The sequence below is a fragment of the Pseudomonas marincola genome, assembly GCF_900116605.1.
GTDB lineage: Bacteria > Pseudomonadota > Gammaproteobacteria > Pseudomonadales > Pseudomonadaceae > Aquipseudomonas > Aquipseudomonas marincola.
The window spans coordinates 835,705-857,424 of the sequence record NZ_FPBC01000001.1 but is presented as its reverse complement, the minus strand read 5'-3'; the positions used below and the strand labels follow the sequence as shown (position 1 = coordinate 857,424).

16 protein-coding genes are annotated in these 21,720 nt (G+C 55.2%); all 16 read left to right on the top strand.

All coding sequences use genetic code 11. From position 1 onward, the window contains the following. The first annotated feature begins 10 nt into the window (after positions 1–10). The 16 genes from tssC (at position 11) to BM395_RS04020 (ending at position 21,203) form a co-directional block, all read left to right on the top strand. Positions 11–1,486, top strand: coding sequence for a type VI secretion system contractile sheath large subunit (gene tssC, locus BM395_RS04095; RefSeq protein WP_069899598.1), 1,476 nt, complete (start codon positions 11–13; stop codon positions 1,484–1,486). 14 nt (positions 1,487–1,500) lie between these two features. Continuing rightward, positions 1,501–1,911, top strand: a complete 411-nt coding sequence (tssE, locus tag BM395_RS04090; RefSeq protein WP_069899597.1) for a type VI secretion system baseplate subunit TssE — start codon at positions 1,501–1,503, stop codon at positions 1,909–1,911. Positions 1,912–1,922: 11 nt separating this feature from the next. After that, on the top strand, positions 1,923–2,195 hold the full coding sequence (locus BM395_RS04085; protein ID WP_090509006.1) for a PAAR domain-containing protein: 273 nt from the start codon (positions 1,923–1,925) through the stop codon (positions 2,193–2,195). A 251-nt stretch (positions 2,196–2,446) separates the two neighbouring features. Further along, a complete protein-coding gene (gene tssF / locus BM395_RS04080; protein ID WP_090509005.1) occupies positions 2,447–4,234 on the top strand; it encodes a type VI secretion system baseplate subunit TssF in 1,788 nt (595 codons plus the stop codon). Beyond that, positions 4,198–5,205, top strand: a complete 1,008-nt coding sequence (gene tssG / locus BM395_RS04075; RefSeq protein ID WP_090509003.1) for a type VI secretion system baseplate subunit TssG — start codon at positions 4,198–4,200, stop codon at positions 5,203–5,205. The genes tssF and tssG overlap by 37 nt, the downstream gene beginning before the upstream one ends. A gap of 6 nt (positions 5,206–5,211) precedes the next feature. Then, a complete protein-coding gene (tssH, locus tag BM395_RS04070; RefSeq protein WP_170860544.1) occupies positions 5,212–7,827 on the top strand; it encodes a type VI secretion system ATPase TssH in 2,616 nt (871 codons plus the stop codon). A gap of 10 nt (positions 7,828–7,837) precedes the next feature. After that, positions 7,838–9,355 (top strand): sigma-54 interaction domain-containing protein, encoded by a 1,518-nt coding sequence (locus tag BM395_RS04065; protein WP_090509221.1) that lies wholly within the window; start codon positions 7,838–7,840, stop codon positions 9,353–9,355. Positions 9,356–9,427: 72 nt separating this feature from the next. Next, the gene (locus BM395_RS23770; protein ID WP_090509219.1) at positions 9,428–9,568 is read left to right on the top strand and encodes a type VI secretion protein; all 141 of its coding nucleotides are present in this window, start codon (positions 9,428–9,430) and stop codon (positions 9,566–9,568) included. 19 nt (positions 9,569–9,587) lie between these two features. Further along, positions 9,588–10,784, top strand: a complete 1,197-nt coding sequence (gene tagH / locus BM395_RS04055; RefSeq protein ID WP_090509000.1) for a type VI secretion system-associated FHA domain protein TagH — start codon at positions 9,588–9,590, stop codon at positions 10,782–10,784. Between the two features lie 5 nt (positions 10,785–10,789). Further along, on the top strand, positions 10,790–11,281 hold the full coding sequence (tssJ, locus tag BM395_RS04050) for a type VI secretion system lipoprotein TssJ (protein ID WP_170860543.1): 492 nt from the start codon (positions 10,790–10,792) through the stop codon (positions 11,279–11,281). Further along, positions 11,278–12,609, top strand: a complete 1,332-nt coding sequence (gene tssK, locus BM395_RS04045; protein WP_069899591.1) for a type VI secretion system baseplate subunit TssK — start codon at positions 11,278–11,280, stop codon at positions 12,607–12,609. Before tssJ ends, tssK begins: the two co-directional genes overlap by 4 nt. A 5-nt stretch (positions 12,610–12,614) precedes the next feature. Beyond that, positions 12,615–13,475: a type IVB secretion system protein IcmH/DotU gene (icmH, locus tag BM395_RS04040; RefSeq protein ID WP_090508996.1), complete on the top strand. Its 861-nt coding sequence runs from the start codon at positions 12,615–12,617 to the stop codon at positions 13,473–13,475. A 23-nt stretch (positions 13,476–13,498) separates the two neighbouring features. Continuing rightward, positions 13,499–17,014 carry a type VI secretion system membrane subunit TssM gene (tssM, locus tag BM395_RS04035; protein ID WP_090508994.1) on the top strand — a complete coding sequence of 1,172 codons (3,516 nt, stop codon included), beginning with the start codon at positions 13,499–13,501 and terminating at the stop codon, positions 17,012–17,014. Next, on the top strand, positions 17,014–17,742 hold the full coding sequence (locus BM395_RS04030; protein WP_090508993.1) for a PP2C family protein-serine/threonine phosphatase: 729 nt from the start codon (positions 17,014–17,016) through the stop codon (positions 17,740–17,742). Before tssM ends, BM395_RS04030 begins: the two co-directional genes overlap by 1 nt. After that, a complete protein-coding gene (locus BM395_RS04025; protein ID WP_090508991.1) occupies positions 17,739–18,752 on the top strand; it encodes a serine/threonine-protein kinase in 1,014 nt (337 codons plus the stop codon). Before BM395_RS04030 ends, BM395_RS04025 begins: the two co-directional genes overlap by 4 nt. Before the next feature lie 39 nt (positions 18,753–18,791). Continuing rightward, the gene (locus tag BM395_RS04020; RefSeq protein WP_090508989.1) at positions 18,792–21,203 is read left to right on the top strand and encodes a type VI secretion system Vgr family protein; all 2,412 of its coding nucleotides are present in this window, start codon (positions 18,792–18,794) and stop codon (positions 21,201–21,203) included. Positions 21,204–21,720: the final 517 nt, after the last annotated feature.

Sequence of the window (21,720 nt, the reverse complement as noted above, 5' to 3'; positions counted from 1 at the left end):
GATCGGAATTATGAGCAATCACGCGGCAAAGACGTCGACTGACGCAAAAACTGAATACAGCATACTCGACACTATAATCGCCGAAACCCGGCTCAATCCTGATGATGAAGCCTATGCAATCGCCAAGCGCGGTGTTTCAGCTTTCATCGAGGAATTGTTAAAACCGCAGAACAGCGGTGAGCCGGTCAAGAAAGCCATGGTTGATCGGATGATCGCCGAGATTGATGAAAAGCTCAGTCGGCAGATGGATGAAATCATCCACCACAGCGACTTCCAGGCGCTGGAGTCGGCGTGGCGTGGCTTGCAGTTGCTCGTGGACCGCACCAATTTCCGCGAGAACATCAAAATCGAAATGCTCAACGTCTCCAAGGACGATTTGCTGGATGACTTTGAGGACTCCCCGGAAGTCGTCCAGTCGGGCCTCTACAAGCATGTATACACCGCTGAATACGGCCAGTTTGGTGGTAATCCGGTGGGCGCAATCATCGCCAACTATTTCATGTCGCCGAGCGCACCCGACGTCAAGCTGATGCAGTACGTGTCTAATGTCTCGTGCATGGCTCATGCGCCTTTCGTTGCCGCAGCAGGGCCGAAATTCTTCGGGCTGGAGAGCTTTACCGGTCTGCCAGATTTGAAAGATCTTAAGGATCACTTCGAAGGCCCTCAGTTTGCCAAGTGGCAGAGCTTCCGTGATCAGGAAGATTCACGCTATGTGGGTTTGACTGTGCCGCGTTTTCTTCTGCGCAACCCGTACGACCCTGAAGAGAATCCGGTCAAAACCTTCGTCTATCAAGAGAACGTCGCCAATAGTCATGAGCATTACCTGTGGGGTAATACCGCTTATGCATTTGCGACCAAGCTCACTGACAGTTTTGCCAAGTTTCGCTGGTGCCCGAACATTATCGGTCCGCAAAGCGGTGGCGCGGTTGAAGATTTGCCGCTGCATCATTTTGAGAGCATGGGCGAAATCGAAACCAAGATTCCAACCGAGGTATTGGTTTCGGACCGGCGCGAATATGAAATGGCTGACGAAGGCTTCATTTCACTGACCATGCGTAAAGGCAGCGATAACGCGGCTTTCTTCTCGGCCAACTCGGTTCAGCGGCCGAAGTTCTTTGGCAATAGCAGCGAAGATAAAGCTGCCGAGTTGAATTACAAGCTGGGTACGCAACTGCCCTACATGATGATCGTCAATCGACTCGCGCATTACCTGAAAGTGCTGCAGCGCGAGCAACTGGGCGCCTGGAAGGAACGAACGGATCTTGAGCTTGAATTGAACAAGTGGATTCGCCAGTACGTTGCCGATCAAGAAAATCCGAGTGCGGAAGTCCGTGGCCGTCGCCCTTTGCGCGCCGCGCAAATTGTTGTGAGCGATGTTGAAGGCGAGCCTGGCTGGTATCGGGTCAACCTGAACGTGCGGCCGCACTTCAAGTACATGGGCGCAGATTTCACTCTGTCGCTGGTCGGCAAGCTGGATAAAGAGTAGGTCGGAGGCTGAGCATGGCTGCATACGGGAGCCTATTCGAACGCCTTAGCGGTGAGCTGGATAAGCGCAATGGCTCAAGCCTTGAGTCCTGCGCGATGGCCTCGGTTGCAGCGCATCTGGGCAAAATGCTCAGCACCCGTGCGGGGAGCGTGCAGACGCTCCCCGACTACGGTTTACCCGATCTCAATGATATGCGCCTCAGCCTGCACGACTCACTCAAACAGGCGCGGCGCGAAATTGAACGCTTCATTGAGGCTTACGAGCCGCGCTTGAGCAATGTGCATGTAGTGGCTTTACCCGGCGGTAATGACCGACTCAAGTTGGCGTTCAATATCGAGGGCAATCTGGCTGTCGAGGGCTTCAAACGACACGTCAGTTTTTCTGCGACGCTCGATGGTAGCGGGCAGGTCAACGTTAATAAATGAGGGGTACTCACATGGCTGGTCAACCTGCAGCACGCGTTGGTGACGCAACCGATTGTCCGCACAGCGGGCATGGCAATAATCCAATCGCAACCGGCTCGCCGGATGTGCTTATCGAGGGCGCTAACGCCGCGCGCGAGGGCGACACCAGTGCTTGCGGTGGCGCCTTGGCGGAACAGCTCTCGAGCACGGTTTTCATCAATGGCAAAGCAGCCGCTACCGTGGGTTCGGTCGGCAGCCACGGCAATGTTGTCATCAGTGGCGCAGGAACCGTGATTATCGGTTAGTCCCGCTGGCAGCGTGAACACTGCCCGTTTATTTGCAGCGCTTGGCAATGCCGTTTGAGCTGCCGAAACAAGGACGTTTTGGTGGCTGAACCTCGCAGATATCCGCGAGATTCAGCGCCGCCATTTCTATATCAAGGATTGATTAGTGCTTTTTACCCATGCCGCCACAGCACCCTACGCAGCAAGCAGTTCAGTGCCGATTCGGGTGAGTACAGAGCACTGCGCACCTGCTCAGACAGGTTGGCGCTGAGATGTCGTTCAATAATTACTACCAGAGTGAGCTTACGGCGTTACGTCAGTTGGGGCGCCGCTTTGCCAAGCGCAGCCCGGCGTTGGCGCCGTTTCTGCTGCAGGCTGGGCGCGACCCCGATGTCGAGCGTTTGCTGGAAGGATTTGCTTTTCTAACCGGGCGCTTGCGGCAAAAGCTTGATGACGAACTCCCTGAGCTCAGTCATTCGCTGATGCACTTGCTGTGGCCCAATTACATGCGTCCGCTGCCGGCGTTCAGCATCTTGCAGTTTGAGCCGTTAACTGAGTCTGGCCCTGCACATAAAGTACAACGTGACACGCCCGTTGAAAGTGTTCCGGTTGATGGGGTCACGTGCCATTTTCGCACCTGTTATCCCACTGAAATCTTGCCGCTCGAGTTACAGGCATTGAGCTACTCGATGCAGGGCGATGGAGCGCTACTCAACCTGCGACTGGCAATGACCAGCGAGGGGCATCTGGGTAGTCTGGATCTGAGTCGCTTGCGCCTGCATTTTACTGGTGAGCGGTACATCAGTCAGACCTTGTATCTAGGTTTGCTGCGCCACCTCAACGCGATTGAGTTGGTGCCGCTCGACAGCGAGAACAAGCCGTTTCTGAGTGAGGGCGACAAGACTATTTCCTTTGGTCTATCGCCAGACCGCGTGCAGCCTGTCGGCTTCGCGGAGGAAGAGGCACTTATCCCATATCCGTTAAACAGCTTTCGCGGATACCGCTACTTGCAGGAGTACTTTGCCTTTCAGGACAAATTTCTGTTTGTCGATTTGACCGGGCTTGATCGGCTTAATGCCTTGCCCGAGGAAATTCTCAAGCAGACGCGCGGCTTTGAGATTCGCTTCAATCTGGCCAAAGGTAATCTTCAGCGCGCCCGCCCAACGCTGGACAACATAGCGCTGAACTGCACGCCCATCGTCAATTTATTCAAGCACGATGCGTCGCCCATTCGTTTTGATGGCAAGCAGGATGAGTACCTGGTGGTGCCGGCCAAGTACAACCTTGAGCACTGCGGGGTGTTCTCGATAGACGCCGTGCTGGGTTGGCGGCCAGGTGGCTTGGGGTATCGCGATTATGTGCCATTCGAGTCATTCGAGCATGACCCAAGCTTTGATGTGCCGCAGGCGCTGGCGCATTACAGCATTCGCCAGCGCGCTTCGCTGCACCATGACGGGCTCGATACGCACTTGAGCTTCAGCATGAGTGAAGAGGAAATCAATGAAACCCTGTCTATCGAGTTGACCTGCACCAATCAGAACCTGCCCCGAAAGCTGAAGCTGGGTGATATCTGCGTACCCAGCGATGGCACGCCCGAGTTTCTCAAGTTCAAGAATATAACGGCCGCAACCTCCAGCTTTGCGCCGCCGCTGAATCAGGACTTTCTGTGGAAGCTGATCAGCAATATGTCGCTCAACTATTTGTCGTTGGCGAATGTCGATGCGCTCAAGGTCATTCTGGAAACCTACGACTTGCCGAGTTTTTATGATCAGCATGCGCAGCGGGTCAGCAAACGATTACTCGGCGGTTTGAAGTCGATCAAGCATACCCACGTCGACCGACTGCATCAGGGATTGCCCATACGCGGCTTGTGCAGCGTGTTGTCGATGGACTCGCAAGGATACATCTGCGAAGGCGACCTGTTCGTCTTCGCCTCGGTACTCAATGAGTTTTTTGCGTTGTACGCCAGCCTTAACTCATATCACGAATTGCGCGTAGAGAGCACACAGGGAGAAGTGTACACATGGATGCCACGCATGGGGTTACAGCCCCTGCTTTAAGCGGGCTTAGCCAGGTAATACGCGAATACTCACTGTTTCAGGCTGTGCAGCGTGTGCTGTATCGCCTGCGTGAAGCTCACCCATTCATGAGTGAGGAGGAACTCTACGATCAGTTGGAGTTTCAGGCCAATCCCAGCCTCGGGTTTCCGGGAAGCGATGTGGATCGGGTGGAGTTCTTTCAGGAAGAAGGGCTGCTGCGGTGTCGTTTGCGCTTCAACTTGATTGGCTTGTTTGGTGCCAGCTCGCCCATTCCGGCTTTCTATGGCGAACAGGCGCTTGGCGACAGCCCGGAAGGTAACCCGACACGCGAGTTTCTCGACCTGTTCAATCACCGGCTTCAGCGTTTGCTGTTGCCGATCTGGCGCAAGTACCGCTATCGCTCAAGCTTTCGCACGGGGGCGAATGATCCGTTCTCCGAGCAGATGTTCGCCTTGGTTGGTCTGGCCGGACAAGACATACGCAACGCGCAGGAACTCAACTGGAAACGCTTGCTGCCGTATTTGGGCCTGCTGAGTTTACGGGCTCACTCCGCCGCGTTGATCGAGGCGGTTTTGCGTTACTACTTCAAGCATGCCGACATGAATATCGAGCAATGCGTGGTGCGGATTGTGGATATCCAACCCAGGCAACAGAACAGCCTGGGCACCGCCAATTACACCCTGGCCCATGATTTGGTACTGGGCGAACGCGTACGCGATTGCAGTGGCAAGTTTCGCATTCACATTCGGCGCTTGAGCTGGGTGCAGTTTCACCATTTTTTACCCATTGGCACCGGCTACCAACCGCTTTGCGCGTTGGTGCGTTTTACCTTGCGTGATCCACTCGATTACGACATCCGCCTGGTGCTTATCCCCGAAGAAATTCGCGAACTGCGTATTGGTCAGGAAAGTGCCTGCCTGCTGGGTTGGACCAGTTGGCTTGGCTGCGAGCGCGCTGATGGTGTTGTCACCCTCGGCAGCAAAACTCATTAAGGACTGATGAAGATGATTAACGTCGACCTGCAACAGCTCATTCAGGCACTCGAAACAGAGGCCCGACGTGATCTTGAAAGTGCCGCTGAGCGTTGTATCTCGCGTGGCGGCAACAAGGTGTTGATCGAGGATTTGCTGCTCGCGTTGCTTGAGCATCGTGATGGATTGCTGGTGCGCGCGCTGCAGGACGCAGAGATTACGCCGGATGCTTTGCAGGCGGTTTTGCAGCTTAAAACCGAACAATGCGCCTCGAATAATCCGGTCTTTGCGCCGGAGTTGGTGCAGTGGATGCAGGATGCGTTGCTGGTCGCGTCCCTGGAATTGGGGCAGAGTCAGATTGATCAGCGCGCCTTGATTCTAGCCCTGATAGGCAACCCGTTACGGTATGCCGGTAGCCGTTATCAACCGATCATCGCCAAGTTGAACGCACAACGTATCCGCGATTTTTCTTTGCATAACGAGGCCGGCAAAGCACCGCCAGCAACTGCTCACGGCGGCGAGTCACAGCTGCAGCGCTTTACCCACAATCTCACCCAGCAAGCCCGCGACGGCAAGCTTGATCCGGTGTTGTGCCGCGACGCTGCGATTCGCCAGATGATCGATATTCTTGCTCGTAGGCGCAAGAATAATCCGATTGTGGTGGGCGAGGCCGGTGTCGGCAAAACCGCAATTGTTGAAGGGCTTGCTTCACGCATAGCTGCCGGTGAAGTTCCGGAGGTTCTCAAGGGCGTCGAGCTGCTAGCGTTGGACATGGGCCTGTTGCAGGCCGGTGCGAGTGTTAAGGGAGAGTTCGAGCGCCGCCTGAAAGGCCTGATCGATGAAGTTAAATCCTCACCCAAGCCAATCGTTCTGTTCATTGACGAGGCGCATACCATCATCGGGGCAGGGGGCGATGCTGGAGGCTCGGACGCTGCCAATCTGCTTAAGCCGGCATTGGCACGCGGTGAGTTGCGCACCATTGCCGCGACAACTTGGGCTGAGTACAAGAAGTACTTTGAGAAAGACCCTGCCTTGTCGCGCCGTTTCCAGCCAGTCCAGCTGCATGAGCCGACGGTGGATGAGGCCGTAACGATTTTGCGCGGATTGGCGCAGGTCTATGAACAAAGCCATGGCATCTATCTTCGCGACGATGCGGTCGTCGCCGCTGCTGAGTTATCGGCACGTTATCTGGCGGGTCGCCTGCTTCCGGACAAGGCTGTGGATGTTCTGGATACGGCGTGCGCAAGAGTGCGCATCAGTCTCGCCGCCGCGCCCGATGCATTGGAGCGCGTGCGCGCTGAACTGGCTCAGGGCAACCGACAGCTTCAGGCGTTGCAGCGCGATGCCGAGTCCGGCCTGCCGGTTGATCAAGAGTGCCTGGCGCTGCTGCAAGCGCGGCTTGTCGAAGCTGAGCTCGAGCAGCAGAGCTTGCATGAGCGCTGGAGCAAGCAACGTGATATGGCGGAGCGCTTGCTTGAGCTTCGCCAGTTACTCGCGGCTGCACGTGCCAAAGCTGAAAACGCAGGTGAGGCGTTAGAAGACAGCAATACCGATGCCGATATTTTAGCGTTCGAAGCCGAGCTGAGCTGGGTGCACCAAAGCTTGTGCGAAGCGCAGCAGGCCGAGCGGTTGGTCAGTTTTGAGGTGTGCCCACGGCTGGTTGCCGAAGTTATCAGCGCATGGACCGGTGTGCCCCTCGCCCAGCTGGCGCGTGAACATAACGCCCGAATCGCCAGCTTTGCGACTGATCTGCGCTTGCGCATTCTCGGGCAGGAGCAGGCCATTGAGGCGCTCGATCGTTCCATGCGGGCCAACGCGGCTGGCTTGAGTAAGCAGGATGCGCCGGTGGGCGTGTTCCTGCTGGTTGGCCCCAGTGGGGTTGGCAAAACCGAAACCGCGTTGGCCTTGGCTGAGTTGCTGTACGGCGGCGACCGCTTTATCACCACGATCAACATGTCCGAGTTTCAGGAAAAACATACCGTTTCGCGGCTGATTGGTGCCCCACCTGGCTATGTGGGCTACGGCGAAGGCGGCATGTTAACCGAGGCCGTTCGGCAAAAACCTTATTCGGTGATATTGCTCGACGAGGTCGAGAAGGCCGATCCCGATGTACTCAATCTGTTCTATCAGATTTTTGATAAAGGCGTCGCCAACGACGGGGAAGGGCGCGAGATCAATTTTCGCAATTGCCTGATCCTGATGACATCCAATCTTGCCAGCGAGCAAATAAGCGCCTTGTGCAATCTGGATGCAAAACCCAGCGTTGAGCAACTGCAAGAGGCCATCCAGCCGACCCTCAGCAAGCACTTTAAACCTGCGCTGTTGGCGCGCATGAAAGTGGTGCCTTATTTCCCGGTGGATGAGCAGATTTTGCGTGAGTTGGTTGAACTCAAGTTGCAACGCTTGCAAGTACGACTGGCTAAGCGACAGTTGCAGCTCAGTTACTGCCCGCAACTGGTCGCGCTTTTGTCTGAGCGCTGCAAGCAGAGCGACAGCGGCGCACGCTTTATCGATCATTTGCTCGACCTGCATCTGCTGCCGCTGATCGCAGACCGGTTGCTCGACGCCATGGCAACGGGGGAGTCGATTAGTCGGGTTCATGCAACGCTCGCCAATGGACAAATTGCGTGTGAATTCGCATGAGGCGCGTCTGATGTTTTCCCCAGTAGCGCAACCGGTGCAGTTTGCCGAGAGCTTTGTCAGGCAAATTGCAGGCTTGCACGTCGCCGCAGATGTCGGCGAACTGCAACTGAAGCTGGCGCGGGCCATGACTGCGCTTACAGAGTGTGAGTTGAGCCAGGTCTATCAGCTGGATGCGGCTCACACCCGGTTGAATCTGAGCGTGCAATGCCTCGCAGGTGACGTTCAGAGAACTCTCGATGCGGCGGTTCCGAGTGATTACCGGGATGAGCAGTTGCTGCAGTTTTCGCTGAGCCAGAACCGTCCGGTGTGTCTGCAGCAAGTGGATTCGGGCCTGCACTCAATCGAGTTTTTGCCGGCGTTCAAGCAACGCTGGTCATCGCTGTTGTGTGTGCCCTTGGCTAAACGCACTGGCACGGTGAATGGTTTGCTGTTGTTGGCCAGTACGCGGATTCGGGACTTGAGCGGCTATACCTCAGCGCTTTCTGAGTTGGGCCAGTTTTTTGCTGAACAGGCCTGGCTGTTGCAGCGCTCCCGCCCGTTGAATGATGGCCTGACGGGCACAACTGATACCCGATCAACGGGCAACCTGTTCGGGCTGATCGGCGAAAGCCCTGCTATCGGTGAAACCCGCCGTCTTATCGCCAAGGTGATTTCCAGCCCTTACACGGTTTTGCTAACGGGCGAGACGGGCACGGGTAAAGACGTCGTTGCCAGAGCGATTCATGAGCAGGGGCCGCGCAAGACACATGCGTTTGTCGTGCAGAACTGTGCAGCAGTGCCCGAGAACTTGCTTGAAAGTGAATTGTTCGGTTATCGCAAGGGCGCGTTTACCGGCGCCGACCGTGATCGTCGCGGGCTGTTCGATGCCGCAGAGGGCGGCACCTTGCTGCTTGATGAGATTGGGGACATGCCAATGTCCTTGCAGGCCAAGTTGTTGCGCGTGTTGCAGGAAGGTGAAATTCGCCCGTTAGGCGCGAACAGTACCCACAAGATCAATGTGCGGATTATCGCGGCCACGCACCGCAATCTTCCAGAGTCTGTAGCGGCAGGCCGTTTCAGAGAGGATCTGTATTACCGGTTGATGCAATTTCCCATCGAGTTGCCACCGCTCAGGCAACGACAGGGTGATGTTCGGATTCTGGCTCAGCACTTTGCAGACAAGGCCTGCATATTTTTGCAGCGTGATTCCCTCAAATGGGCACCCGAAACCTTTGAGTATCTGGCTGGGTGTAGTTTTCCGGGCAACGTTCGAGAACTCAAAGGCGCTGTCGAGCGTGCCGTGCTGATGTGCGATCAAGGCGTTTTATTGCCCGCACATTTCAGTCTTTTACAGGCGCATTCAGTCGAGCAAACCCATTGCGGGTTACGCCAGAAACTCGATCAGGTTGAGCGAGATTTGCTGATCGAATGCTTGCGCAAAAACCGCGGCAATCAAACTCAGGCAGCCCGCGAACTGGCGCTGCCTCGGCGAACCCTGATTTATCGGCTGTCGCGACTCAACATCCATTACAACGCGAGTCATGGCTAACCCACGCTTTATCGGGGGGCTGACATGTACGGGCACTACAACGCCATTGCTGGGCATTTTGGGAGGGAACAGATGTTGGACCGGAACTGGCTAATTGCCGCGCTTTTAATAAGTGCACTACTGACCGTTGGAGGCTGTAGTGGCAATTTCAAATACAACGATGATGAATATCGACCCTTAGGTGAGCCTGCGACCCTAAATCGCGAACAATAATCGCAAGGAGCGCGAGCTTATGCAGTTGGTGTTAGAAATAGTAGAGGCGCATGAATGCGCACCAGACCAGTTGCTTCACAAGACGTTCGAGTACGCGGGGGGCTTGATCGGGCGTGGTGATGATTGCGAGTGGGTGATTACCGACCCGACCCGGCACTTGTCCAATCAGCATGCGCTGATCAGCTATCGCAACGATGGTTATTACATCACCGATATCAGCAGTAACGGCACACAATTGATTGAGAGTGGTGCGCTGTTGCCTAAAGGGGTGGCACAACGCATAGAGAGCGGCAGCTCTTATCGGCTGGGCCGGTTGATTATCCGGGCGAGTTTGATTGAGCGTCTGGCGCCCTATACCCGCGAAATTGGCCAGCCTTTGCCCGCTGGCAGCATCATTCCTGATGATGTCAATTTTGATCTTGATCCGCTCGTGGCACTGGATCAGCAAGAAGACGCCTACGCGCCATTCGATGAACTGCTGGCGCTCAAGTCCGCTGCAACAGATGACCATCAGCGCGCCGATTATGCGCGGGTCGATAAAGAACATCTGGTGTTGCCTGAGCTGATTGCTCCCAAGGTATTTAAGCCGCTACCCGATGAGCCTGTGGTTGCGCCTCTGAATCAAGCGTTCTGGCAACGTTTTAGTGAGGCGCTGGGCGTTGATATGTCCGGAATGGAAAACGCGGATCGGGAGGCGATGGCGGTCAACAGTGCGCGCCTGTTCAGGCAGAGCATGCTTAATCTGCAGCAGTCCTTGTACACGCGCCGGGAATTGAAAAACCAGCTGCGTTTGAGCCACAGCGTGGTACACAAAGCGGCCAAGAATCCACTCAAGTATGCCACTAATACCGATGAGGCTGTCGGCGTGTTACTGAGCCCGCCCAAGGCCGGTGCCGTCACCGCAGACCAGGCGATATACCAGGCATTTCGCGATCTGCAAGCGCATCAGGTGGCCATGCTGAGCGCCAGTCGTGCAGCCCTGCAGAGCGCGCTTGAACACTTTTCTCCGCAGCAACTCACCTTGCGTTTTGAGCGCGACGGCAACAAGCCGTTGTTCGCCAAGGCGGGCCGTCGCTGGCGCGCATACGAACGTTATCACCAGGCACTGCAACAAGATGATGAGTGGACTGAGCGGCTGCTGGCCCGCGATTTTGCGCAGGCCTACGAAGAACAATGCCAATTGATAGCAACGCTCAACAAAGAAGATCAAGGATGATTGATATGCAGCGGATATACATTGTCAGTGGTTTGCTCATCAGTTTGTTGGTATCGGGCTGCTCGGTGCTCTCGCCCTACTCAAAGCTAACCAAGCTGGACCTGAAACTGACTGCCAGCGAACGGCTTAATCCTGACCTCAATGGCCGGCCCTCGCCAATTGTCGTGCGTTTGTTTGAGTTGAAGAACCCGGTCTCATTCGAGAACGCAGACTTTTTCAGCCTGTATGAGTCCGCCAAGAAAACCCTGGCGCCTGATCTGGTCGCAAACGAAGAAATGGAGCTGCGTCCAGGTCAGGTTGTTAACTTGAAACTGAGCGTCCACACAGAGAGCCGTTACGTCGGCGTGTTGGCTGCATACCGGGATTTATCCGATGCGCAGTGGCGCTATGTGATCAAGGTTACTCCTGACGGGCAAACGCAGACTGCCCTGACGCTCGACCAGCAAGGAATCACTAACGCTAACGAAAGTGCCAACAATATGGATGCTCAGCCATGAATGATCACAAAGTAATCTGGCGTGAAGGCATGCTTTTGAGGCCTCAGCACTTTCAGCACAACGATCGTTACTACGATAACCAGATGAAGATGCGCACCCAACTGCTGGGAAGCTATTCATGGGGTTTTCTGAGCATCGAGATAGATGTGCAGTTTCTCAATATGGGCAAAATTGTAATCAGTAAGGCCGCTGGCGTATTGCCAGACGGCAGCCTGTTTGATTTGGGTGGAAATAGCGAGCCACTAACGCTTGAAGTTCCTCCGAACACCGGGGTTTGCGATGTTTATCTGGCGCTGCCTTTGGTGACTGGCAATCATGTCGAGTCACGAACCGCGGCGCAGACTGATGTATTTGCGCGTTATATTGCCTATGAGCTGGATGTGGTTGATTCCAACGCTGGGGATGACGTCAGTTCCCAGGTGAGTTGCGCCCGTCCTGATTTTCGTTTGCTGCTCGGCGAGGCGCAGAGCGAGCAAAGCAGCGTAAAACTTAAAATCTGTGAAATCCTCAATTCCGGACCTGATGGCATCGTCAGCCTGAATGCGGATTTTATTCCGACCTTCATCCATGCCCACGGATCGAGCTATCTGCTGTCTTGCCTGAAAGAAGTGATCAGCATGCTGGCACATCGGGGCGATACCATCGCCGAACGAATTCGCTCGAACGGCAAGGTGGGTGGCGCAGAGGTCGGCGACTTCATGATGCTGCAACTGATCAATCGCACCGAGCTGCTTCTGCGCCACTACCTCAGCATCAAGCAAATTACCCCGGAAGAGCTTTATCGCGTACTGCTGGTAATGCTCGGCGATCTCTCGACGTTTTCCAGCGAAAGCAAGCGGCCCAGGCTGGACAACAGCTACCTGCATACCGATCAGGGCGCCTGTTTCCGCAAGCTGATGGAAACCATACGCCAGGTGCTGTCGATGGTGCTTGAGCAGCATGCGCTGGAGTTGGTGCTGCAAGCGCGTCAGTACGGGGTACTGGTCTCGCAACTGAATGATCGCTCACTGCTGGAGACCGGCTCATTTGTGCTGGCGGCGAGTGCCAACTGCGACTCTGAAGAGTTGCGCCATCGGTTACCGGCGCACCTCAAGGTGGGCTCGGTCGAGAGCATCCGGCAGCTGGTAAACCTGCACCTCCCAGGCATCAAAGTGACGCCGCTTCCGGTCGCGCCACGACAGATTCCGTTCCACTCGAAAAAGACCTACTTCATTCTTGATCTGACCCCGGAAGACCTGGACCAGTTAGAGCGCTCAGGTGGCTTTGCTTTCCATGTTAGTGGTGAGTTTGACGAGTTGGAAATGAAGTTTTGGGCCATAAGGAATTAATCAAAATGACCAGGGATATGGGCAATCCGCAAGACGATAAAACGGTGCTCCTGGACCGCCCGGGCTACGAGCGTGGGCAAGACCCACTCACCGATTTTGATACGGTTCCAAAGTTTGAGCAGTTGGAAGAGCGAATGATCTATGCCGCAAGGCTGGGGCCGGCAGACTCGTTCAATGTCAGTCTTAATCCATTGGTCGCAGCAGCTTCTACTGTGCTTTCAGATGTGGTGCGGCTAAAGCGCGACAGTACCCCGCAAGACATGCTCGAACTCAATCAACGGCTGTCTTCAAACCTCAAGCTTTTCGAAGCACGGGCTTTGCGTGATGGCAGTGAGAGCAGCCAGGTAATGGCGGCGCGCTACATACTTTGCACGGTCGTGGATGAGGCTGTGGTAACCACATCTTGGGGGGTTGAAAGTGAGTGGGCGCGCATGAGCCTGCTGAGTACTTTTCACCACGAAACCTTCGGCGGTGAAAAGTTCTTTCAACTGCTTGAGCGTCTTTCGGCAAACCCAGTCAAGCATTTGCCAATGCTGGAGTTGATGTACCTCTGCCTGGCTCTTGGGTTCGAGGGCAAATACCGGGTTATTCCGCGCGGCATGCTCGACCTTGAGGCAATCCGCGACAGCCTTTATCGCCAGATAGGCCAGCTGCGCGGTGATGTACCTCGCCAGCTCTCCCCACAATGGCAGGGCCTTAACGATAAGGGGCGCGGTTTGGTTCGAATCGTTCCGTGGTGGCTCGTAGTGGCATTCACCGGGGCGTGCTTGTTAGTGATGTATTCCGGCTTCGCCTGGGTCTTGAGCGAACACCGTGAGTCGGTACTGCAACCGTATCAGCCGCCCGACGCGGTCAACGTCGAGTAAAAGCCGAATTACAGGGATGTGTAATGAAAAACTACTTTAAAAAAATAGCCGCCTTCCTGTGTAAGTCATGGGTTTGGACACTGATTTTGGTGGTGTTGGCGGCGATCTTCATTTGGTTCGTGGGGCCTTTATTTTCCTTCGCCGATTACAGCATCTGGGAAAGCACAGATGCACGGTTACTGACCATCTGCGGATTGTTTCTGCTGTGGGGATTGTTGGTCGTATTTCTCAGCTGGCGCAGCAGTGTGCGCATAAAGAAAGTCGAGGACAGTGAGGAAGGGCAGGAGCGTTTACGCCGTGAGGAGGAGACTGAGAGCCAACAGAAAGAAATCAGTCGCCGCTTTAAAGACGCGCTCTATACGCTCAAAAGTACCAGCCTCTACAGGAAGCGCAGCGAGCGCTGGCGCTCCGAGTTGCCTTGGTATGTATTGATTGGTCCGCAGGGCAGCGGCAAAACCAGTTTGCTGGACTTCTCCGGGCTGGATTTTCCACTGAACAAGATCGAGCGCAAGTTAACCCGTGACACCAAAGGCACACTCAATTGCGACTGGTTCTTTGCTGAACATGGTGTACTGATTGATACCGCTGGCCGATTTCTGACCCAGCCGGATAAACCGACGGATAGCAGCGCCTGGGACACCTTGCTGATGCTGTTGCGTAAGCACAGGCGGAGCAGGCCGCTCAATGGCGTGCTGGTCAATATTCCGATTGATCTGCTGGCCAAGGGCGGCGAGCAGGCGTTGGAGCGGCTGGGTATACAAGTTCGTGCGCGTCTGCAGGAGATTCATCAGCGTTTGCATATCGATGTGCCGGTGTATCTGGTGCTGAGCAAGGCCGACCAACTGCTTGGGTTCAATGAGTTCTTCGATCAACTGTCTCGCGAAGAGAGCGAACAGGTGTTGGGCGCGACCTTTCGCAAGGATCAGAATGGCACTGACGTAACTATCTTGCGTCAGGAACTCGAAAAGCTCTTACAGCGCCTCAACAGCCAGGTGATTTTGCGCATGCATCAGGAGCGCGACACCGCTCGACGGGGTCGCGTGCTTGATTTTCCGCATCAGCTTGCCGAAATCAGTGAGCGTTTGTGCCTGTTTGTCGACATGGCGTTTACCGGTAATCGCTACCAGCGCAAAACCTTATTGCGCGGTTTTTATCTGACCAGCGCGCCGTACCTGACCGAAACCCTTGATTCTAATGTGGCTGGAATTGGCTCCAATCTCGGGATTGCCAGCAGCGTGCTGCCGACCCTGCATCAGGGCCGCTCTCGCTTCATTCATAATTTGCTCAGCCAGGTAATATTCCCAGAGGCTGTGCTTGCTGGCCTCGACAAGAATGAAAAGCGCCGTATCAATTGGGGGCAGCGCGCAATCTATCTGGGCGCGGCGGCTGCACTGTCGGTGTTCGGCATTGCCTGGGCGACGAGTTTTTCGGCCAACTTTGAGCGTCTGGATGAGGTCAAAAGCATCGCTCAGACCCTCGAAAAGCAGGATCAAAAATTATCGCCGGCAGATGGTGTGCGTGCGGCGTTGAAACCACTCAACAGCAGCTATAACGCCACACAAGTATTCCCGCCGGATGGTGATGTTGCGCTGCATGAGCGCACGGGGCTGTATCAGGGCGACGCGAGTAATCCAGTGCTGGAGACCGCGTACGATAACGAGTTGCAACGCGTTCTGTTGCCGCGCATCGCCCGCCTGTTTGAAACGCAAATACACACGCACATGAATGACCGCCAGCAACTGCTGGAAAACCTGCGTGGCTATTTGATGCTCAGTGATACCAAGCGTCGTGACCCGGAGCTGTTGAAACAACAGATCACCAGTCGCTGGTCTGCACTCTATCGCGGCGATGCACAAACCCAGCAGCAACTGAGTGCGCACCTTGATCGCCTGCTTGAGCTGCCGTTTACCTATGCAACGGATAAACCCCTTATTGCGCAGGCAAGGCAAGTGTTGCTCAGCGAGTCATTTGCCAGTGTGGTTTACAGCATATTGCGCGATGAAGCGGGGAGCTTGCCTGAGTATCGGCTGGGCCAGCATATGGGATCGCAAAGCGGCGTGTTCTCGGGTACGGATTACCTTATCCCCGGCTTCTACACCCAGCAGGGATACAAGCAGTACTTCATATCCCGGGGTGTCAGCATGGTCAGTGAGATCCTGCGCGACAACTGGGTGCTGGGTAAAAATACCGACATCAGCGGCATGGATTTACGCCAGTTGATGGTCGAGCTTGAGCAGTTGTACTTCAGCGATTATGCCGACTACTGGAGTGAAGCCGTCGGGCGTGTGGAGCTTCACGAAATCACCAATGCGCAGCAAGGCGCTAATCAGCTGGCGAGTCTGACATCTGCCAATTCGCCTCTGTTACTGCTGCTCACGGAGGTGCGCACCAATACCCGCTTCCCGACGCTGCTTGAGTCGGCAGAGGATTTGCCCGAAGTGCCTGATTCTGGTGTGGCGGGTGCTGTGGCGGATGCGGCCAAGGCGGCTAAGTCCAAAGTGGATATCAGCAAGAATTTGCCGGATGCGGCGAAGAAACTACTGCAACGCCGCTTTGATCCGTTGCATCAACTTTTGACTGATGAAGGCAGCCCCACAGCCGACCTTACCCCGGCACTGCAAGCGGTTAACGATCTGCAATTGCAGATGGCCAATCGCGCGCGTGCGGGTCAGTCTGGACAGGCTTCGTTCGAGTACGCGAAGAGTCGTATTAGCGGTGAGCAGGATGCATTGGGCAATCTGCTCACCGCTTCTGTGCGTCTGCCACAGCCCGTCGGCGGCTGGTTTGCAGGCATCGCGAACCAGACTTGGGGCCTCGCATTGGCGGACGCCTACAGTTACCTCAATCAGCGTTATCAAAGTGAGCTTTACAGCTTTTACAGCAAGGCAATCGCCCGACGTTACCCGTTCTCCGCGGGCAGCCACAGCGATGTGTCGATCAACGATTTCAACATGTTCTTCAAGGATCAGGGCATTGCCCAGCAGTTCTTCGACAACTACATGCGCCCCTTTGTAACCGGCAGTTCTGGCCATTACCGGTTACGCAGCATTGCTGGGCACAGCTTGCCGATGACCGGGGCTTTCCTGAAGCAAATGAGTAACGTGCGTACCATTCGCCAGAGCTTTTTTGCCGAGAATCCGGATCAGGCGGTGGTCAAGTTTGAGCTTGAACCCTACAACCTTGATCCGAGCGTGAGTCGCGCCGAGTTCACCTTTGGCGAGCAGCGCATGGAATATCGTCACGGTCCGGTTGTGACGCAGTCGTTCGTCTGGCCGACAGATGCCAACAATGGCCAGACCAGCCTGGTGCTTGAGCGCTTGGTCGGACGCGCTGTCGGGGTCAAGAAAGACACAGGGCCGTGGTCACTGTTCCGCTTTCTCGACATGATGCAGACCGAGCCGCTGCGCGGGCGCGATGTGCTGTTGGTCAAGGCGCGGGTAGACGATGTACATGCCAGCTATCTGCTGTCCAGCCAACGCACGCCGAATCCGTTTGATCTGCGAGTGTTGCGCCGGTTTCAGTTGCCGAGCCATCTGTAATGAGCGCCGAAGCACCATGGCGCAGTGCGGCAAGGACCGATGCAGGCAAGGTACGCTCGCGTAACGAGGATGCCTTGCTCGAAAACTCGGCGCAGGGCTTGTGGGCTGTTGCCGACGGAATGGGCGGGCACCTGGCCGGGGATGTTGCCAGTCAGTTGATTGTCAGCAGCCTGGCCGATCTGGTGTTTGATGGCAAGTTTGTCAGGCACTTGCGCGATATACGCCAGTGCCTGCATTGGCTAAACCGCAGGCTGGGGCAGGAGCTCACCGTCACCGCAGACCGCAAGAGCAGCATCATGGGCAGCACGGTGGTGACGTTACTGATCGAGGGTAATCATGGCGCCTGCGTCTGGGCCGGAGATAGTCGCTGTTATATGTTGCGCGAACAGCGGTTGTATCAACTCACCCGAGATCACTCGCTGTATGAGGAGTTGATATTCGAGCAGCAAATGAGCGCCGAGCAAGCCCAGCAGCATCCATCCTCGCATGCGCTGACCCGGGCAATCGGTGCCAGCGTGCAGCTCAATCTTGAAGTGCTCGAGTTTGAAGTCTGCCCGGGTGATGTATTTCTGCTTTGCAGCGATGGCCTGTATCAATATCTCGACGCTAACGCTCTGAGTCGCGCGCTCAACATGGACAGCCCCGAAGCTGCCATTGATCGACTGTTCGCCAACGTCCTGCAAAGTGCAGCGCGCGACAACATCAGCGCTGTGGTGGTGCGCCAATGAGCGATGAGCAGTCGCTGACGTTTGCCGGTGGCGAGGTGCCGGTCACGTTAACGGGCGCGGCGGATGCGCCGCGTGATTTGACCTATTTCGGTTTTGTTCCGGCGCACGATCAAGTCCAGCCATCTCAAGCTCAAGCCGTTAAAGAAATCCCGCGCGTATTGGCCGGGCGCTACCGCATCGAACGCCTACTGGGCGTGGGCGGGATGAATCTGGTCTATAAAGCCCGCGACTTGTTGCATGAACAATACGGCGACCCTGATCCATCTGTCGCCATCAAAATTCTCGGTGAAGAGATTGCCGACTGCGCAGATGCCAGTGCCTTGCTCTTCAGTGAATTTGCGTTAACCCGTCACCTGCAGCATCCCAACATAGCGCGCGTTTACAGCTTCAACATGGAGCCTGAGTGCCAACGTGGGTTTATCACTCAGGAGTTGATGTCGGGCCTGACCCTGGACAAGCTGCTTTGCGAGCGCCCCGATGGATTGCCGTGGTCAGAGTTGCGGGACATCGCGCTGGAACTGCTCGATGCTCTGGCCTACGCGCATGCGCACGGGGTTCTGCACGGCGATATCAAACCGAGCAACGTGATGCTCGACAACTACAGGGTGAAGTTATTCGACTTCGGTTTGGGGCAGTCGTTTGGCGGCGTCCTGCCAGGCTTGGCCCGGCTCAGTCGCGAGCGTTTCAATGCCTGGACGCCTAGCTATGCCGCGCCCGAGCTCTTTGATGGCTTCGGTCTGTCGACGGGTAGCGATATGTTTGCCGTTGCCTGCGTACTCTTCGAGCTGGCCTGCGGCAAGCATCCTTACTTGAGAGTCTCATCTGATCTGGCCAGAGACCTGAACCTCGGGCGCACATTGCGTCGCCCCAGAAAATTACCCCGCCGCTGCTGGCCCGCATTAAAGCGCGCGCTAAGGCTAAACCCTAACTGCCGAACCAGCAATGCACTGCATTTGTATGACGCATTCAATGCCGTACCCGTGAGAGGTGTTTCTGCATCTTTTGGCTAATGCCATGGACGTAACAGTACAAGGGACAGGGAGTCCGCCATGTTCAACCCCAGCAACGAAACCCATTTCAGCGTGCAGATACAAGGCTTGCAGCACGACTTTCAGGTGCTGGGCTTTACTGGCACCGAAGCGATCAGTACGCCGTATCAATTCTCGATAGAGCTGGTCAGTGAAACCCCGGACTTCGATCTTGACCAACTGTTGCATCGTCAGGTCTTCCTCTCGTTCGATCCGGCCGGTAACGGTATTCACGGCCAGGTTTATCAGGTCTCCCAAGGCGATTCGGGCAAGCGCTTGCACCGTTACGCGATGGTGCTGGTGCCGCACGTGGCGTACTTGCAGCACAGCAGCAATCAGCGGATCTTCCAGAACCTGACGGTCGAGCAAATCATCAGTCAGGTGCTTGAAGCGCATGGCATTCTGGGTACGGCCTACCGCTTCGATCTTGGTCCAACCGTGTATCCCAAGCGCGTGTATTGCGTGCAATACGACGAGACCGATCTGCACTTTATCCAGCGCCTGTGCGAAGAGGAGGGTATTCACTACCACTTCGAACACAGCCAGGACGGGCACCTGATGGTGTTTGCCGATGATCAGACCTTCTTCCGCAAACTCGAAAATTCCACCCCGTATCAACAAGACAGCGGCATGGTTGCCGATGAACCGGTGATCAAAAGCTTCGCCTTGCGCATGGAAGCCCGTACCCAGCGCACCACAAGGCGCGACTACAACTTCGAGAAACCGTGCCTGTTGCTCGAAGCCGATGACAGCCCTCTGAATAACGGCGCCGAACCCGACCTTGAGGATTACGCCTATCCAGCCGGCGTTTATGACCGCGACCGCTGCCGACATTTAAGTCAACGCGCCCTTGAGCGCCATCGCGCGGACTATGCATTGGTCGAAGGCCGTGGCGATGATCCGCAGTTGTGCAGCGGCTACTTCCTGCGCCTTAGCGATCACCCGCGAAGCGAATGGAACGATTTGTGGCTGCTGACCAGCCTCGTGCACGAAGGCAAACAGCCGCAAGTGCTCGAAGAACACATCACCAGCGATACCACCGCAAACGCTGAAGACTTCCATCAGGGCTACCGCAACCGTTTCACTGCCACGCCATGGGATGTGTTCTTTCGCCCCTCGCGCATTCACATGAAGCCCAAAGTGCTGGGCAACCAGACGGCGGTGGTTACGGGGCCTGCGGGTGAAGAGATTCATTGCGACGAATACGGCCGGGTCAAAGTGCAGTTTCACTGGGACCGACTCGGCCAGGGCAATGACAAAAGCAGCTGCTGGTTGCGCCTGTCATCAACCTGGGCCGGTAAACGCTACGGCTCTGTTGTTATCCCGCGCATCGGCATGGAAGTGCTGGTGAGTTTTTTTGAGGGCGACCCCGATCAGCCCATCATCAGCGGTTGCCTGTATCACAAACGCCACAACACGGCCTATGTGCTGCCCGCCAATAAAACCCGCAGCAGCTTCAAAACCCTCAGCTCACCCGGCGGCGGAGGCTTTAACGAGTTACGCATTGAAGACAAAAAAGGCGAAGAGCAAATATTCGTTCACGCAGCCCGCGACTGGGACCAACACATCAAGCACGACCAGAGCATCACGGTCGGCAACGAGCGCCACGATGCCGTTACCGCCAACAGCTACAGCGAGTTCAAGGCGCAAGAGCAAATCACCATCGACCTGGCGCGCAAAGTCGAGGCCAAGGCCAGCGACCACCTAAGCGTCAGCCAAACCCAGCACATCAAAGCCGGCACCGCGCTACTCACCCGCGCGGGCCGAGAAGTTCATCTGTATGCCGGTGACAAAGTCGTCGCCGAAGCCGCCATCGAACTTACCGGCAAAGCCGGCGGCAGCTTCCTCAAGCTCGACCCGAGCGGCATCAGCATGGTTGGCCCGACTATCCGCATCAATGCCGGAGGCAAACCAGGGAAGGGCTCAGGGATATATGTGCTGGGGGCTGAGATACCGGGTTTAGTGAGCCTAAGCTCGTCTGGTAGTTCTACGGATCGAACACCACCGGTAAGTGAAAGTCTGTTCGGATTAATTAATCCAGTGTCAAAAAATCAATCTAAGAGCTATGGAGAAGGTAAGTGGGTTACTTTACGAATTGATTATCATGGTTTGAGAAATACTGCAGAAATGATTTTGAATCGTCTCACCTCTCTAGGTGACGAAGGTAGAGTCTTTGGGGGAGATGGTAAAGATTATGCAAACACTCAGCGCGATGTTGTTCAGCAATGGACTCCTTTGAACAACGCTGAGTTAATTGGCCTTTCTGGTAGTGGTAGAAAAACAGCGAAAAACGTATATGGAAGAAAAAGAGTAATTACTCAAACGTACAGTCAAGGGCCTGATGAATGGGCTATTGAAGGTACCTCATGGCACTGGCTACCAGTGACTTCTGACACAGATTACGGATTTAATGACGATGATGAAGAGCAATAATGAATAGGTCGCGTAATACAACATTGTTTGTGTGGGGAGTTTTTGATTTGCTCTACATCGCCTGGTACTCGATTGAGAGCTTTGTCAGAGGGAATATTCCCTATGTGACCGATATTTCCTCAACCTGGAGATTACTCCCTGATCACGGAGTTGCGGCTTACATTTTTGCCTGCGGACAGTGGTTGCTTCAGATATCGCTAATCGTCAGTGCTGTGCTCTTGTTGAAGCGGAGTACCCGTTTCATGTGGTTATATTATTTTCAAATACCTTTGCGGTTGGTCTATTACATACCCTCAATCTCTATCGTATTAATTTTTATTGGCTTCTTTGGCTTGTTCGGAATTTTCGTGTCCTTGATACTTTTAACTGTCTCGGAGATTGTGAAGATTTACACGTTACGAAAATTTGTGAGCTAAGTAGGTTATGAAGTGTTCAGCTAAGTGGAGGCGGGATTGATCTTAGCAATGTAATCGTAATGGGTCAGAACGCTCCAACGGATGCCTGCTGAGCTATTTGG